Genomic DNA, 14088 nt, shown 5'->3' with positions numbered 1-14088 from the left:
GTGTGGTCCGCGCCGCGCATCTGGTGGAATGTCCGCATGTCCGAGCCGATCCGCGTCTTCCTCCTCGACGACCACGACGTCGTCCGTGAGGGTCTGAAGTTCCTCCTCGAGCAGCAGGAGGACATCGTCGTCGTGGGCCAGTCCGCGACCGCGACCGAGGCGACCGCGCGGATCCCCGCCCTGCGGCCCGACGTCGCCGTGCTCGACGCCCGGCTGCCCGACGGGTCGGGCATCGAGGTGTGCCGGGCCGTGCGGGCGGTCGACCCGTCGATCAACGCCCTCATCCTCACGTCCTACGACGACGACGAGGCGCTCTTCGCCGCCATCATGGCGGGCGCGTCCGGCTACGTCCTCAAGGAGATCCGCAGCTCCGACCTGGTCACCGCCGTGCGCCACGTCGCCTCGGGCCGGTCCCTCATCGACCCGGCCATGACCGCGACCGTGCTGGAGCGGATCCGCAAGGGCCCCGACACCCCCGACGAGCTGAGCTCGCTGACCGACCAGGAGCGCATCCTGCTGGGCCACATCGCCGAGGGCCTGACCAACCGGCAGATCGCCGAGCAGATGTTCCTGGCCGAGAAGACGGTCAAGAACTACGTCTCCAGCATCCTGTCCAAGCTGGGCCTCGAGCGGCGGACGCAGGCCGCCGTGCTGGCCTCCAAGCTCCTCGGTGGCGCCACGCCCTGAGGTCCCTGGGTGGTGGGGACCTTGGTCCCGGCCGATCATGGACGTCCTCCCCTCCACGCGACCCCGCCCCTCGGCGGACAGTAGAGGTACCGGAAGACATCCGGAATCGTGAACCGAGGAGGAGATGACGATGAGCGTCATCCACCGCCAGCACCACATCAGCACCGAGGGCGTCACCACCTCCGAGACCGAGGAGGTCACCCGCCCGGGCTTCGCCCGCGCCCTCGCCGTCCTGCGGATCGCCTTCGGAGTGACCTTCCTGTGGGCCTTCCTCGACAAGACCTTCGCCCTGGGCTTCCACACCGGCTACGACCAGGCAGGCAACCTCGACCGCTTCGGCCCCGCCGCCTGGATCAACGGCGGCAGCCCCACCGAGGGATTCCTGTCCTTCGCCGTCCCGGCCGACAACCCCTTCCACGGGTTCTTCACCTCCCTGGCCGGACACGCCTGGGTCGACTGGCTCTTCATGGCCGGCCTGCTCGGCATCGGCCTGGCCCTGCTGCTCGGGATCGGGATGCGCATCGGCACCGCCGCAGGCGCCCTGATGTACGCCTTCATGTACGCCGCGTCGCTCCCGCTGGAGAACAACCCCATCGTCGACGACCACCTCATCGGCGTCATCGTGATGGTCGTCCTCGCCCTCGGCGCGGCCGGCATGACCTGGGGCCTGGGCCGCTGGTGGAGCAACACCGCACTGGTCCGCAGGTTCCCCATCCTCCGCTGACACCCACCCACACCACACAACCCGGACCCGGCGCCCACAGCGCCGGGTCCTCTCGCGTGTGGGTCACTGCAGCGGCACGCGCCACACCAGCAGCGTGCCGCGCTCGCCGACGCGGGACAGCTCCAGCGTGCCGCCGAGGTCGGCCGCGCGGCGGCGCGCGTTGCGCAGGCCGCTCTCGATCATCTCGTCCGGCAGGCCGACGCCGTCGTCGGTCACCCGCAGCTCGAGGCGGTCTCCCGCGACGACCACGTCGACCTCGGCGGCATCGGCCAGGGCGTGCCGGGCGACGTTGGAGACCGCCTCGCGGAGCACGGCGACGAGCTGGGAGCCGATCTCCGGCGGGACGGCCGTGTCGACGGGCCCGGACGTGCGGACCACCGGGGTGAAGCCCAGCACCGGGACGTACTCCTTGACGAGCTTGCGGATCGCGGCGCGCAGCGAGTCGCCGCGCCGGTCCTGGAGCTCGAAGATGGTGCCGCGGATCGCCTTGATCGTGTCGTCGAGGTCGGCCACCGACTTGTCCAGCCGCTCGGCGATCGCGCTGCCGCCGTTCATCGCCGCGATGCCCTGCAGCTGCAGGCCGGTCGCGAAGAGGCGCTGGATGACGATGTCGTGCAGGTCGCGGGCGATCCGCTCGCGGTCGGAGATCAGCGCCAGCTCCTGACGGTCGGCGAGCGCCTGGGTGCGGTCGAGGGACAGCGCCAGCTGGTCGGCGAACCCGGCGAAGAGGTCACGCTCCTGCACGTCGAGCAGGCTCGAGCCGGGCTCGGCGACCGCGACGAGCGCAGCGACGGGGGCGAGGTGGGAGCGCAGGGGCACGACGACGAGGGGCACGCCGTCGGCGCCGGTCGTCACGACCGCGGCGCTGCTGCCGGGCTCGACGGCCGCCCGCGCGGCGGACATCATGTCGGTGATCCGGTCGGCATCGGCCGTGGCGTCGGGCGCGAGGCTGATCGAGTCGTGCTCGGGGTCGAGCGAGGAGAGCAGCGCCACCGCCCGCGCGCGGGAGACCTGGCGTGCGGTCGAGACGATCTGCGGCAGCACGGCGTCGAGGTCCACGGGCGGCTGGAGGAGCTCGGCGAGCTCGGCCGAGGCCTCCAGCCACTGCCGGCGACGCTCGCTGACGGCGAACGAGCGTGCGTTGCTGATGACGTAGCCGGCGGTGCGGGCGAGCTCCTCGACGAGCCGCTCGTCGGCCTCGGTGAAGGGGCCGCTGCCGGCCTTCTCGGTGAGGTAGAGGTTGCCGAACACGGTGCCCCGGATGCGCAGGGGCATGCCGAGGAACGTCTTCATCGGTGGGTGGTCGGGTGGGAAGCCGACCGACGCGGGGTGGGCGCTCAGGTCGGCCAGCCGCAGGCCCGAGGGGTCCTCGATGATCACCCCCAGGATCCCGCGTCCGCGGGGCAGGTCGCCGATCAGGGCGCGGGTGCGCTCGTCGATGCCCGTGGTGATGAACTCGGCCAGGTCGCCGTCGCTGCTGAGGACGCCGAGCGCACCGTAGCGGGCACCGGTCAGCGCGGTCGCCGCCTCGATGATGCGGGTGAGCACGCTCGTGAGGTCGAGGTCGCTGGAGATGGCCGTGACGGCCTCGAGCAGCGAGCGGGCGTCGTCGCCGAGGTCGGAGGAGGGTGGGGTGGGGGTCACGGGCCCCAGTCTGCCGTCAGGCGAGCCGGCGTACCGGCAGGTGCTGCCACGGGTCCCATCCGTCGCCGAGCTGGCGGCCCGTCACCTCGGTCCACGCGATCCGGACGATGAGGTTGCGCTGGCCGGTGGCCCACGGGCGCGGCTGCCACGACCGGGCGATCTCCGCGAGCTCGTCCTGGTCGTCGACGAATCGTCCGCGTCCGCGCACCACCACGCTCCAGCCCCGCTTGAGCTCGTAGTCGAACTGGTCGACCTCGAAGCACAGCTGGGCGTCACGACCGTAGGTGCCGAGCAGGCTGTAGGCCGTGGTGCGGATCAGGATGGACTCGTGGTCCACGGCGTAGTTGACCGGCAGGATGTGCGGCCCGGTCGGAGTCGTGACCGCGACCCGGCCTGCGACGCCGGCAGTGAGCAGGCGGGTGCAGTCCTCCCGGGACAGGTCGTGCGTGGTGTGCATGGGTCCTCCTTCGGCTCGACTCCCAGCCTCGCCCGGCCGGGTCGTCCTCAGCAGGGCCGAAGGTCCCGCGCGTCAGGGTCCGGAGTTGGTGATCAGCGCGCCGGTCGTCGGCTGGTAGGGGTTGAGGCCCTTGTCGATCGCGTACTGCCGCAGGTAGCCCTCGCGGCCGAGCACCTTGATCCGCTCGGCGATCTTCGCCGCCTCGGCGCGCTCGACCTCGACCTGCGCCTGCGCCGCCTTCACCTGCGCCGCGGCCTCGGCCTCCTTGGCCTTCGCCCGCGCGACCGCCTCCTGCTGGGCGACCAGGGCCGCCTTCACCGACTCCGGCGGGACCGGCTTCTGCAGGGTGATGGCGAAGTTGGTGAAGAACTCCTCGTCGCCGTCGATCTGGCGCCCGACGAGGTCGGGCATCTGCTCGAGGACGTCCTGCTCCCACTGCGCCTTGACGTTGGGGTCGGTGTAGAGCTCGGTGTAGGTGTAGTTCTGGCTGGCGCGGTCGATCGCGGTCTCCAGGGGCCGGCTGATGTAGACGCTGAGCATCGCCAGCCACCCCGCCGAGCCGTTGCCGTCGGAGGAGTCCATGTAGGCGGCGTAGCGGTTGCCGATGAGGTCGTGGAACTTCTGCAGGGTCCGGCAGTCGGTGTTGAGCAGGAACGCGGCGACGCCGTCGACCGACATCTCGATGCCGTCCTTGCTCACGAACGTCACCGCAGCGCGGTCGCCCTGCTGGCCGAAGACGTAGTTGCGCTGCGAGGACGGGTAGGAGTAGTGCTTGTCGCCCGGTCCGTGCCAGGCCCGCTGCGAGCTCTCCACGCAGTCCTGGAACCGGCGGGGGGTGAAGGCGCCGTCGCTGTAGTGCAGCGCCACCTGGTCGGGGCCGGTCGAGACGGTGGTCGGCCGCACGACGACGAGCACCGCGAGCAGGACGGCGACGACCAGCCCGAGGCCCAGCAGGACCTTGCCGGCGCGGCCGACACGCTGGGAGACGGGGGCGATGGAGGGCATGGCGGTCCTTGGGTGCGGTGGGTGGGCGATGGGCGGGCGGTGCGTGCGTGGGTGGGTGGGCGAGCCGGGGCTCAGGCGCCCGGGCCGGGCAGGCCGCGGCCCTTGCGGTGCCGCTGGGCGATCTCGTCGATGACGATGGTGGACAGCTCGGGGGAGACGTCGCGGTGCTGCCAGGCGAGCTCGCGCAGCTGCTCGATGAACGCGTCGCGCTCGGCGAGCTCGGCCGGGTCGGTGGCGAGCGGCGCGGCGGGCGCCGACGTACGACCGAGCCAGTAGGCCACCGGCACGGCCACGACGACCAGCAGGACGAGCAGCGTGACCGCGGGCATGGCGGCATCCTGCCCTGTCGCGACCGGTTCGACCCTCGGTACGCGCCGGTCGGGGGAGCTTCTTCCGGGCGTCTTCGAGCGCACTCGACGTTGACGGACCTGCGTAGCGTGGAGGACGTGACGCACGCAGCCCAGCAGACCAACCAGCACCCCGAGCCCAGCACCCTCGGCCAGCTCCGCGAGAGCGGCCACCGGCTCAAGCCGCTGCGCCAGGAGCTGCGCGACAACCTGCTCGCGCGGCTGCGCGCCGGCGAGGACCCGTGGCCCGGGCTGCACGGCTTCGACGACACGGTGATCCCACAGGTCGAGCGGGCGCTGCTGGCCGGTCATGACATGGTGCTGCTCGGTGAGCGCGGCCAGGGCAAGACCCGGCTGCTGCGCTCGCTGGTGGCGCTGCTCGACGAGTGGACACCCGTGATCTCCGGGTCCGAGCTGGGCGAGCACCCCTACGAGCCGGTCACGGTGACGTCCCAGCAGGCGGTCGCGACCTACGGTGACGACCTGCGCATCTCGTGGCGTCACCGCGACGAGAGGTATGCCGAGAAGCTGGCGACGCCGGACACGTCGGTGGCGGACCTGATCGGCGACGTCGACCCGATGAAGGTCGCCGAGGGACGCCACCTCGGCGACCCCGAGACGATCCACTTCGGCCTGATCCCGCGCAGCCACCGTGGGATCGTGGCGATCAACGAGCTCCCCGACCTCGCCGAGCGGATCCAGGTCGCGATGCTCAACGTGATGGAGGAGCGCGACATCCAGATCCGCGGCTACGTCCTCCGGCTGCCGCTCGACGTGCTGGTGGTCGCCAGCGCCAACCCCGAGGACTACACCAACCGCGGACGCATCATCACCCCGCTCAAGGACCGCTTCGGCGCCGAGATCCGCACCCACTACCCGCGGCAGGTGGAGGAGGAGATCGCTGTCATCGAGCAGGAGGCCGACCTCGTCGCCGCCGTCCCGCCCTACCTCCTCGAGGTGCTGGCACGGTTCACCCGCCACCTGCGCGACTCGCAGTCGGTCGACCAGCGCTCCGGGGTCAGTGCGCGCTTCGCGATCGCGGGCGCCGAGACCATCGCCGCCGCGGCCCTGCACCGCGCCACCACGCAGGGCGAGGACGAGGCCGTGGCTCGCGTCGTCGATCTCGAGACGGCGGTCGACGTGCTCGGCGGCAAGATCGAGTTCGAGACCGGCGAGGAGGGCCGGGAGACCGAGATCCTCACCCACCTGCTCCGCACCGCGGTCGCCGAGACGGTGCGCGCCCACCTCGCCGGCATCGACCTGCGCCTGCTCGTCGAGGCCATCGAGGAGGGGGCGATGGTCAGCACCGGCGCCCGGGTGGGGGCACGCGACTTCCTCGCCGGTCTCCCCGTGCTGGGGGAGTCCGACCTCTACGACGCGGTGTGCGACCGGCTGGGGGCCACCAACGACGGCGAGCGCGCCGCCGCGATCGAGCTGGCGCTCGAGGGCCTCTACCTCGCGCGCAAGATCGGCAAGGACACCGAGGCCGGGGAGACCGTCTATGGGTGAGGCGGCCGGCGAGACGCGGGGCGACGGGGTCATCACCCACGTCATCACCCACGACATCAGGCTGCGCCCCGGCACGACGGCCGACATCCCCGCCTTCCGCGCCCTCGGCGAGGCGGTCGTGCCGGCGACCTACGGCCCGATCGACGCGGCGTACGCCCAGCGGATGCTCGACGAGTGGTGGGTGCCCGAGGTCTTCGAGCGGTCGCTGGCGCGCAACGCGCACCTCGTCGCCGAGGTCGACGGCCAGGTCGTCGCGATGGCCGCGTTCGGCCGGCTCTCGCAGTCGCACCGGGACTTCCCCCACGTCACCGGCGACCGCGAGGTGATGTGGAAGCTCTACGTCCACCCCGACCACCAGGGTCGCGGCATCGGCGGCCGCCTGCTGGCCGAGGTCGAGGCGATGGTCGAGGGCGACGTGCTGTGGCTCGAGGTCGTCGACGGCAACCAGCAGGCCCACGACTTCTACCGCGCCCACGGCTTCACCGAGGTCGAGCGGGTCACCGACCGCGACTGGCCCGACGACGTGTGGCTCCGCAAGGAGCTGGGCAGGGGACCGCGGTGAGCCGCTTCCGCAAGTACGACGGCGGCGACCCGCTGGCCCCGCCGGTCGACCTGGCCGAGGCGCTCGACGCCATCGGCCAGGACGTGATGGCCGGCTACTCGCCCGAACGGGCGATGCGTGAGTTCCTGCGCCGCGGCGGCACCGACCGGGCCGGGCTCGACGAGCTCGCCCGGAAGGTGGCCGAGCGTCGGCGCGAGATCCTGCAGCGCAACGACCTCGACGGCACGATGCGCGAGGTGCGCGAGCTCCTCGACCGGGCGGTCCTCGCCGAGCGCGGCCAGCTGGCGCGCGACATCACCATGGACGACGGCGACCGGGCCTTCCGCGAGCTCATGCTCGACAACCTGCCGACCTCCACGCCGGCGGCGGTGAGCGAGCTGTCGTCCTACGACTGGCAGTCGTCGGAGGCGCGCGAGGCCTACGAGGAGATCAAGGACCTGCTCGGTCGCGAGCTGCTCGACCAGCGCTTCGCGGGCATGAAGCAGGCGCTCGAGGGCGCCACCGACGACGACCGGGCAGCGGTCAACGAGATGCTCTCCGACCTCAACGACCTGCTCGAGAAGCACGCCGCGGACGGCGTCACCGACGACGAGTTCCGCGACTTCATGGACAAGCACGGCGACTTCTTCCCCGACGACCCACAGGACATGGACGAGCTGCTCGACTCCCTCGCCCAGCGGGCCGCGGCGGCGCAGCGGATGCTCAACTCGATGACGCCCGAGCAGCGCCAGGAGCTGATGGAGCTCTCGCAGCAGGCCTTCGGCTCGCCGCAGCTGATGGAGCAGCTGGCGCGGATGGACGCCAACCTCCAGGCGTTGCGCCCCGGCGAGGACTGGTCGGGCTCGGAGAGCTTCGAGGGCGAGGAGGGGATGGGCCTCGGCGACGGCACGGGCGCGCTGCAGGACCTCGCCCAGCTCGACGCGCTCGCCGACCAGCTCGCCCAGTCGCACCACGGCGCGCGGATGGACGACGTCGACCTCGACGCGCTGGCCCAGCAGCTCGGTCCCGACGCGGCGGTGGCCGCCAGGACGCTGCAGGAGCTCGAGCGCGCGCTGCGTGACAGCGGCTACCTCAAGCGCGGCTCCGACGGCGAGCTGCGGCTCTCGCCCAAGGCGATGCGCCAGCTCGGCAAGGCGCTCCTGCGCGACGTGGCCGAGCGGATGAGCGGGCGCTCCGGCGCCCGCGAGACGCGCACGACCGGCCTGGCCGGCGAGCCGTCGGGCGCGTCGCGGCGCTGGGAGTTCGGCGACACCGAGCCGTGGGACGTGCCGCGCACCATCACCAACGCGGTGCTGCGTGACGGAGGCTCGTCGCCCGTGCGGATCCAGGTCGACGACATCGAGGTGGTCGAGACCGAGGCGCGCACCCAGGCGGCGGTCGTGCTGCTGGTCGACACGTCGTTCTCGATGGCGATGGACGGGCGATGGGTGCCGATGAAGCGCACCGCGCTGGCGCTGCACCAGCTCATCCGCTCCCGCTTCCGCGGCGACGACCTCCAGCTGATCGCGTTCGGCCGGCACGCCCAGGTCATGGAGATCGAGGAGCTCACCGCCCTCGACGCCCGCTGGGACAAGGGCACCAACCTCCACCACGGGCTGCTGCTCGCCAACCGGTTCTTCCGCAAGCACCCCAATGCCCAGCCGGTGCTCCTCGTCGTCACCGACGGCGAGCCGACCGCCCACCTCGAGCCCGACGGCGAGGTGTGGTTCTCCTACCCGCCCCACCCTCTGACGATCGCCCACTCGGTGCGCGAGCTCGACGCCGCCGCCCGGCTGGGCGCCCAGGTGACGTTCTTCCGCCTCGGCGAGGACCCCGGACTGGCGCGCTTCATCGACTCGATGGCGCGCCGGGTGGACGGCCGGATGGTCAGCCCCGAGCTCGACGACCTCGGGGCCGCGGTGGTCGGGTCCTACCTGGGCTCGCGGGCTCCCGGGTCGTCCTACCGCGAGCAGTTCGGCGAGTGGTACGGCGGCGGGCGGGGCTTCTGGGTCTAGCCGCCCGCGGCCTCCAGCATCCGCAGCAACTCGGCGCCCATCTGCTCGATGACCGCCTGCAGGGCCTTGGCCGGACGCACCATGACGGTGAAGTCGACGATCTGCCCGGCGTCGTCCCAGGTGATGATGTCGACGCCGGAGACCTGCAGGCCGCCGACGTCGGTGCGGAACTGGAGCACCGCGGAGTCCGCGCCGAGCCACTCCCGCTCGTAGGTCAGTCCCGGACCCAGCACGGTGAACGCGGCCGTGAGGTAGCCGACGACCGTGTCGCGACCCTCCTGGGGCGTGTGCACCGCCGGACTGCGGAAGACCGCGTCCTCGGCGATGAGGCCGGGGAGCCCGGCGGGGTCGCGACTCTCGACGACGGCGTGCCAACGGGCGAGGGCGGCGGCGGCATCCATGCGCGTCATGGTGCCACCCGGTCACGCGATCCGGGCCGATCGCGCGGCGTCAGTCGTCGAAGCCCGGCAGCGACTCCTCGAGGATCTCGCGGAAGGGCGCCGTGGCGCCGAGCTGGCTGAGCAGGCCGATCGCGCCGAGCCAGGTGCGGTGGATGAGCAGGTAGGACGACGGCAGGTTGAGCCGGGTGGCCAGCGAGAAGGACTCGGCCTGGGAGTCGTTGATCCGCTCGAACTGCTCGCGCATCCAGTCGCGGGTGAACGCGAAGCGCTCCTGCGCCGCGGGCTCCACGAACGGCCCGAGGTAGTCGAGCAGCATCGCCGGGTCGACCTCGATCCCGTCCTTGATGAACCCCTCCTCGCGCAGCCCCGCGACGAGCGACGCCTCGTCGGAGTCGAGCGCGATGCGGATGAGCCGGCCCATCGCCTCGGGGAGCTGGCCCTGGGGGAGTCGGGCGACGGCGCCGAAGTCGAGCACACCGAGCCGGCCGAGTCCGCCGTCGGGAGCCGGGATCACGCGGAAGTTGCCCGGGTGCGGGTCGGCGTGGAGCATGCCGGTGCGCTGCGGTCCCTCGAAGAGGAAGCGCACGAAGAGCTCGCCGTAGTGGTCGCGCTCCTCCTGCGTGCCCACGCGGATGACGTGGGCGAGGGAGTGGGCGGAGTCGAGCCACTCGGTCACCAGCACCTCGGTGCCCACGGCGACCACGGCCGGCACCACGATGTCGGGGTCGTCGGCGAACGCGTCGGCGTAGGCCGCCTGCGCCTGCGCCTCGAGCTCGTAGTCGAGCTCGTCGGCGGCACGCTCCTGGAGCTCGGCGACCAGCGGCTTGACGTCGATGCCGGGGAAGACGGGCGCGACGCCGCGCGCCACGCGGGCGATCTGGCGCAGGTCGGACATGAGCGCCTCGCCGGCGCCGGGATACTGCACCTTCACCGCGACGTCGATGTCGTCGTCGTCCGGGTCGTCGCGCCAGCGACCGCGGTGCACCTGTCCGATCGAGGCCGCCGCCGTGGGTGCGCCGTCGAGCCAGACGAGGCGGTCGGACCAGTCGGGGCCCAGGTTGGTGGTGAGCTGTTCGCGCACGGTCGCGGTGGGCATGGGCGGCGCCGAGTCCTGGAGCGCGGTGAGGTGCTCGCGGTAGGGCGCGGCGACGTCCTCGGGCAGGGCCGACTCCAGCACGCTGAGCGCCTGGCCGAACTTCATCGCCCCGCCCTTGAGCTCGCCCAGTGTGCGGAACAGCTGCTCGGCCGTGCGCTGCTGCACCTCGGTGAGCACCGCGTCGGCCGGCTTGCCCCCGAGCCGCTTGCCCAACCCCATCGCCTGGCGGCCGGCATACCCGAGGGGGAGTGCGGCGAGGCGGGCCGTGCGGGCGGCGGCCTTGCGGGGGAGGTCGGTCATTCCCCCATTGTCCCCGGCCGCGCAATCGCGTTGCGCCGTGACCTGCCGCCGGTCCGCTCGTTGACACAGGTGACGAGAGCACGACCCGTCAGGAGGAAGCCACCGCGGCAGGGGGGCGGTGGCGGAGTGCGGGCGAGGGCCGTGGGGTCCCCCGCCCGCACCCCACCTTCGGCCCGGGACGGCCGGACTGCTGGCAGGGTGGGGCGATGGAGATCGACTTCGCCGGCGAGGTGGTCGAGTGGCGCGGCCCTGCGCCGTACGTGTTCGCGGCTCTGCCTCCGGACGCAGCCGGGCTCGTCGACGAGGTGAAGGCCGACGTCGTCTACTGGGGCGTGGTCCCCGTCCGCGCCCGGATCGGCGACACCGGCTTCGCCACCGCGATGTTCCCGCGAGAGGGCACGTGGTTCCTGCCGCTGAAGGTGGCCGTCCGCCGCGCCGAGGGCATCGAGCTGGGGGAGGTCGTCGAGGTGCGGCTGCAGGTCGGCCGCGACTGAGCCGCGGCCGCGGGGGTGCCGCCGGGGCGCCGGGGCACGTAGCCTCGATCGGGTGCAGCGACTCGTGCTCGGCGTCGTCGTGGCGGTGCTGGCCACCCTGGTCGCACCCGCCCCTGCCCAGGCCCGGAAGGATCGCAGCGACGCGATCCCGTACGGCGTGATTCCCTACTCGGGCGTGCTGATCGGCGTCAGCGAGCCCTCGCTCGTCGACCATCGCGTCCGCGTGAAGTTCAGGCGGGTCGGTGGGCGGGGGCAGCGCCATGTGCGGGTGGGCGAGCGGCACAAGCTGCCGGGCACCTTCCGGTGGAGTCGCTACCGCTACACCGACGTCGTCGAGCTCGGCGTCGGCGAGAAGTTCATCTTCACCACCGAGGGCGCGCTGCCCTGCGCGCCGGCCAGGGATCCGCTCGGGATCGTGGTCGAGATGAAGGTCAAGATCCCCGGCAAGCCCTGGCCGAGCTGGCGGGTCTACAGGCGTGCGGACCACCTCCTCCACGACTGCGCGGTGTCGTCCTCGTGATCTCGGACCGGCGCTCAGCCGGCCGGGCTCACCGAGCCCCACGCGGGGCGCACCCGTCCCTCCTCACCGATCCGACCGTCGCCTGGTGACGACGCTGCTCTCGCCTGCCGCGGCCTGTGCGGGTCCCGGCTCGTGCCTAGCGTCGTGGGCTCGAGCAGCTGAGCGGAGGAGCGTGAGGTGGAACGACTAGCGCGAGCGTGTGCGCGCCGACGGTTCGTGGTGCTGGCCGCGTGGGTGGTCCTGGTGGTGGCGGTGTCGGTGCTCTCGGGAGCGGTGGCCGGGGAGACCAGCGACGACTACGCCCTGGCGGGCTCGGAGAGCGAGCGTGCCGCCCAGATCCTGCAGGAGGCCGGGTTCGACGTGGGCGCCGGGACGCAGGCACAGCTGGTGTTCCGCGTCGACCAGGCGGACGATGAGGGCCTGCGCGCCGAGGTCGACGCGATCGCCGACCGGGTCCGGGACGAGGTCCCCGAGGCGCGGGTGGTCAGCCCGTACGAGCCGGAGGGGGCCCGCCAGCTCTCGCCGGACGGGGCGATCGGCTACGTCGCCGTCGACCTCCCCCGCATGGACGCGGCGGAGCTCGCCGACGTGCAGGAGACCCTCTCGGGCATCCGCGAGACCTCACCCGACCTGCGCCTCGAGGTCGGCGGGGTCGCGGTCGAGCAGGAGGCCGAGGGCGGCCCGCCGAGCGAGCTGATCGGCATCCTCGCCGCCGTGGTCATCCTGCTGTTCGCCTTCGGCTCCGTCATCGCCATGGGCCTGCCCATCCTGGTGGGCGTCATCGGGGCGGCGAGCGGCATCGCGGCCGTCGGCATCGGAGCGCGGTGGGTGGACATGCCGAGCTTCGCGGCACCGGTGAGCGCCATGATCGCGATCGGGGTGGGCATCGACTACGCGCTCCTCGTCGTGACGCGCTACCGCGAGGCGCTCGCCGGCGGCGAGGAGCCGGCCGAGGCCGTCGTGTCGGCGCAGGCCACCGCCGGCCGGTCGGTGCTCTTCGCCGGGGTCACCGTCGTGATCGCGTCCCTGGGCCTGGTGCTGATGGGCCTCGAGCTCATCACCGGGGTGGCGCTGGGCATCGCGGTCTCCGTGCTCCTGACGATGCTGGCCGCCGTGACGCTGCTGCCGGCGATGCTGGCCGTCGTCGGGCGCCGCATCGACCGGTACTCGATCCATCTCCGCAGGCGGGGTGGCGCAGCGGCGGACGGAGCGGCCGACGGAGCGATCGCGCGGAGGTGGAGCCGGCGGATGCAGCGCCACCCGCTGCCGTGGGCGTTGGCGTCCACCGCCGTGCTGCTGGTGATGAGCATCCCGGTCCTCGACATGCGCCTCGGCTTCTCCGACGCCGGCACCAAGCCGCCGAGCGACACCGCCCGGCGTGCCTACGACCTGATGGCGGAAGGGTTCGGCGCGGGCTCCAGCGGCCCCCTGGTCGTCGCGGTCCGGACCGGCGAGGGGTCCGGGCCCGCGGTCTTCGACCAGCTGCGGGAGGAGCTGGCAGGCACGCCCGGCGTCGCCGCCGTCAGCCCCCCGGCGGTGGGGGAGGCCGGGGACGTGGCGGTGCTCCAGGTCGTCCCCGGGACGGGACCGCGAGACGAGCGCACCACCGACCTAGTCCACCGCCTGCGGGAGGACGTCGTCCCCTCGATCGTCGCCGGGGAGGACGTGGAGGTCGCCATCGGCGGCACGACAGCGGCGGCGGTCGACTTCGCCGACTACACCGCCGAGCGCCTCCCGGTGTTCCTCGCCGTGGTGCTCGGTCTCGCCCTCCTGCTCCTGGTGGCGGTGTTCCGCGGGATCGCGGTCGCCGTGAAGGCGGTCGTCGTGAACCTCCTGTCGATCGGCGCTGCCTTCGGGGCGACGGTCGCGGTCTTCCAGTGGGGCTGGGGGGTGGACCTGCTCGACCTGGGGGCCAGCGCGCCGGTGGAGGCCTGGGCACCGATGATGCTGATCGCCATCGTGTTCGGCCTCTCGATGGACTACGAGGTCTTCCTCCTGTCGCGCATCAAGGAGGAGCGTCACCGCACCGGCGACAGCTCCGCAGCGGTCGTGGAAGGCGTGGCCCGCACGGCTCGCGTGATCACGGCCGCGGCCGCGATCATGATCTGTGTCTTCGGCAGCTTCGTCCTCGGCAGCAGCAGGGAGCTGCAGCTGTTCGGCTTCGGACTGGCCTTCGCCGTCCTCGTCGACGCGACCCTCGTGCGGTTGGTGCTCGTGCCCTCGGTGATGCAGCTGCTGGGCGACCGGGCCTGGTGGCTGCCGCGACCGCTCGACCGCGTGCTGCCCACGCTCGACATCGAGCCGCCGGAGCCCCGGCAGGGGGAGCCGGCATGACCGGCGTCCCCGTG

14 protein-coding genes are annotated in these 14088 nt (G+C 72.6%); 8 read left to right on the top strand and 6 right to left on the bottom strand.

All coding sequences use genetic code 11. From position 1 onward, the window contains the following. The first annotated feature begins 36 nt into the window (after positions 1 to 36). Both AC3X7Z_RS03795 and AC3X7Z_RS03790 read left to right on the top strand, forming a co-directional pair. Entirely contained in the window at positions 37 to 687 is a 651-nt protein-coding gene (locus AC3X7Z_RS03795; protein ID WP_186342743.1) for a response regulator, read from the top strand. Between the two features lie 130 nt (positions 688 to 817). Next, on the top strand, positions 818 to 1411 hold the full coding sequence (locus tag AC3X7Z_RS03790; protein ID WP_186342514.1) for a hypothetical protein: 594 nt from the start codon (positions 818 to 820) through the stop codon (positions 1409 to 1411). Positions 1412 to 1474: 63 nt separating this feature from the next. Here the strand turns inward: AC3X7Z_RS03790 and AC3X7Z_RS03785 are convergent, their stop codons facing one another. From AC3X7Z_RS03785 to AC3X7Z_RS03770, 4 genes are all read right to left on the bottom strand, one after another. Then, positions 1475 to 3055, bottom strand: a complete 1581-nt coding sequence (locus AC3X7Z_RS03785; RefSeq protein WP_186340441.1) for a GAF domain-containing sensor histidine kinase — start codon at positions 3053 to 3055, stop codon at positions 1475 to 1477. Positions 3056 to 3071: 16 nt separating this feature from the next. Next, a complete protein-coding gene (locus AC3X7Z_RS03780; protein WP_186340442.1) occupies positions 3072 to 3512 on the bottom strand; it encodes a pyridoxamine 5'-phosphate oxidase family protein in 441 nt (146 codons plus the stop codon). Between the two features lie 72 nt (positions 3513 to 3584). Then, complete coding sequence (locus tag AC3X7Z_RS03775) at positions 3585 to 4517, bottom strand: SPFH domain-containing protein (protein WP_186340443.1); 933 nt, start codon at positions 4515 to 4517, stop codon at positions 3585 to 3587. A gap of 71 nt (positions 4518 to 4588) precedes the next feature. Next, the gene (locus AC3X7Z_RS03770; protein ID WP_186340444.1) at positions 4589 to 4846 is read right to left on the bottom strand and encodes a hypothetical protein; all 258 of its coding nucleotides are present in this window, start codon (positions 4844 to 4846) and stop codon (positions 4589 to 4591) included. A 117-nt stretch (positions 4847 to 4963) separates the two neighbouring features. Here AC3X7Z_RS03770 and AC3X7Z_RS03765 point away from each other — a divergent pair, with 117 nt between their 5' ends. The 3 genes from AC3X7Z_RS03765 to AC3X7Z_RS03755 are packed head-to-tail and all read left to right on the top strand — an operon-like array spanning position 4964 to position 8929. Beyond that, positions 4964 to 6373 (top strand): sigma 54-interacting transcriptional regulator, encoded by a 1410-nt coding sequence (locus AC3X7Z_RS03765; RefSeq protein ID WP_489975052.1) that lies wholly within the window; start codon positions 4964 to 4966, stop codon positions 6371 to 6373. Beyond that, positions 6366 to 6935: a GNAT family N-acetyltransferase gene (locus AC3X7Z_RS03760; RefSeq protein WP_489975051.1), complete on the top strand. Its 570-nt coding sequence runs from the start codon at positions 6366 to 6368 to the stop codon at positions 6933 to 6935. The genes AC3X7Z_RS03765 and AC3X7Z_RS03760 overlap by 8 nt, the downstream gene beginning before the upstream one ends. Continuing rightward, the gene (locus AC3X7Z_RS03755) at positions 6932 to 8929 is read left to right on the top strand and encodes a VWA domain-containing protein (RefSeq protein ID WP_489975050.1); all 1998 of its coding nucleotides are present in this window, start codon (positions 6932 to 6934) and stop codon (positions 8927 to 8929) included. The genes AC3X7Z_RS03760 and AC3X7Z_RS03755 overlap by 4 nt, the downstream gene beginning before the upstream one ends. Here AC3X7Z_RS03755 and AC3X7Z_RS03750 read toward each other — a convergent pair. Further along, positions 8926 to 9330 carry a nuclear transport factor 2 family protein gene (locus AC3X7Z_RS03750; protein ID WP_186340448.1) on the bottom strand — a complete coding sequence of 135 codons (405 nt, stop codon included), beginning with the start codon at positions 9328 to 9330 and terminating at the stop codon, positions 8926 to 8928. The genes AC3X7Z_RS03755 and AC3X7Z_RS03750 overlap by 4 nt on opposite strands. A gap of 49 nt (positions 9331 to 9379) precedes the next feature. Next, positions 9380 to 10726 (bottom strand): ABC1 kinase family protein, encoded by a 1347-nt coding sequence (locus AC3X7Z_RS03745; RefSeq protein WP_489975049.1) that lies wholly within the window; start codon positions 10724 to 10726, stop codon positions 9380 to 9382. 206 nt (positions 10727 to 10932) lie between these two features. Between AC3X7Z_RS03745 and AC3X7Z_RS03740 the strand changes: the two genes are divergently transcribed. The 3 genes from AC3X7Z_RS03740 (at position 10933) to AC3X7Z_RS03730 (ending at position 14074) form a co-directional block, all read left to right on the top strand. Next, entirely contained in the window at positions 10933 to 11220 is a 288-nt protein-coding gene (locus AC3X7Z_RS03740) for a DUF1905 domain-containing protein (RefSeq protein ID WP_489975048.1), read from the top strand. 52 nt (positions 11221 to 11272) lie between these two features. Then, positions 11273 to 11740 (top strand): hypothetical protein, encoded by a 468-nt coding sequence (locus AC3X7Z_RS03735; RefSeq protein ID WP_186340451.1) that lies wholly within the window; start codon positions 11273 to 11275, stop codon positions 11738 to 11740. Between the two features lie 177 nt (positions 11741 to 11917). After that, complete coding sequence (locus AC3X7Z_RS03730) at positions 11918 to 14074, top strand: MMPL family transporter (RefSeq protein WP_489975047.1); 2157 nt, start codon at positions 11918 to 11920, stop codon at positions 14072 to 14074. The last annotated feature ends 14 nt before the right edge of the window (positions 14075 to 14088 follow it).

Source organism: Nocardioides sp. Z24_21 (assembly GCF_058134345.1).
Note: the sequence above shows the minus strand (reverse complement) of the source record. Positions and strands in the feature narration are given on the sequence as shown.

Bases quoted from the DNA above. Each gene is read 5' to 3' on its own strand.
- AC3X7Z_RS03795 (WP_186342743.1), top strand. From the start codon at position 37: ATGTCCGAGCCGATCCGCGTCTTCCTCCTCGACGACCACGACGTCGTC.
- AC3X7Z_RS03790 (WP_186342514.1), top strand. From the start codon at position 818: ATGAGCGTCATCCACCGCCAGCACCACATCAGCACCGAGGGCGTCACC.
- AC3X7Z_RS03780 (WP_186340442.1), bottom strand. From the start codon at position 3,512: ATGCACACCACGCACGACCTGTCCCGGGAGGACTGCACCCGCCTGCTC.
- AC3X7Z_RS03775 (WP_186340443.1), bottom strand. From the start codon at position 4,517: ATGCCCTCCATCGCCCCCGTCTCCCAGCGTGTCGGCCGCGCCGGCAAG.
- AC3X7Z_RS03770 (WP_186340444.1), bottom strand. From the start codon at position 4,846: ATGCCCGCGGTCACGCTGCTCGTCCTGCTGGTCGTCGTGGCCGTGCCG.
- AC3X7Z_RS03760 (WP_489975051.1), top strand. From the start codon at position 6,366: ATGGGTGAGGCGGCCGGCGAGACGCGGGGCGACGGGGTCATCACCCAC.
- AC3X7Z_RS03750 (WP_186340448.1), bottom strand. From the start codon at position 9,330: ATGGATGCCGCCGCCGCCCTCGCCCGTTGGCACGCCGTCGTCGAGAGT.
- AC3X7Z_RS03745 (WP_489975049.1), bottom strand. From the start codon at position 10,726: ATGACCGACCTCCCCCGCAAGGCCGCCGCCCGCACGGCCCGCCTCGCC.
- AC3X7Z_RS03740 (WP_489975048.1), top strand. From the start codon at position 10,933: ATGGAGATCGACTTCGCCGGCGAGGTGGTCGAGTGGCGCGGCCCTGCG.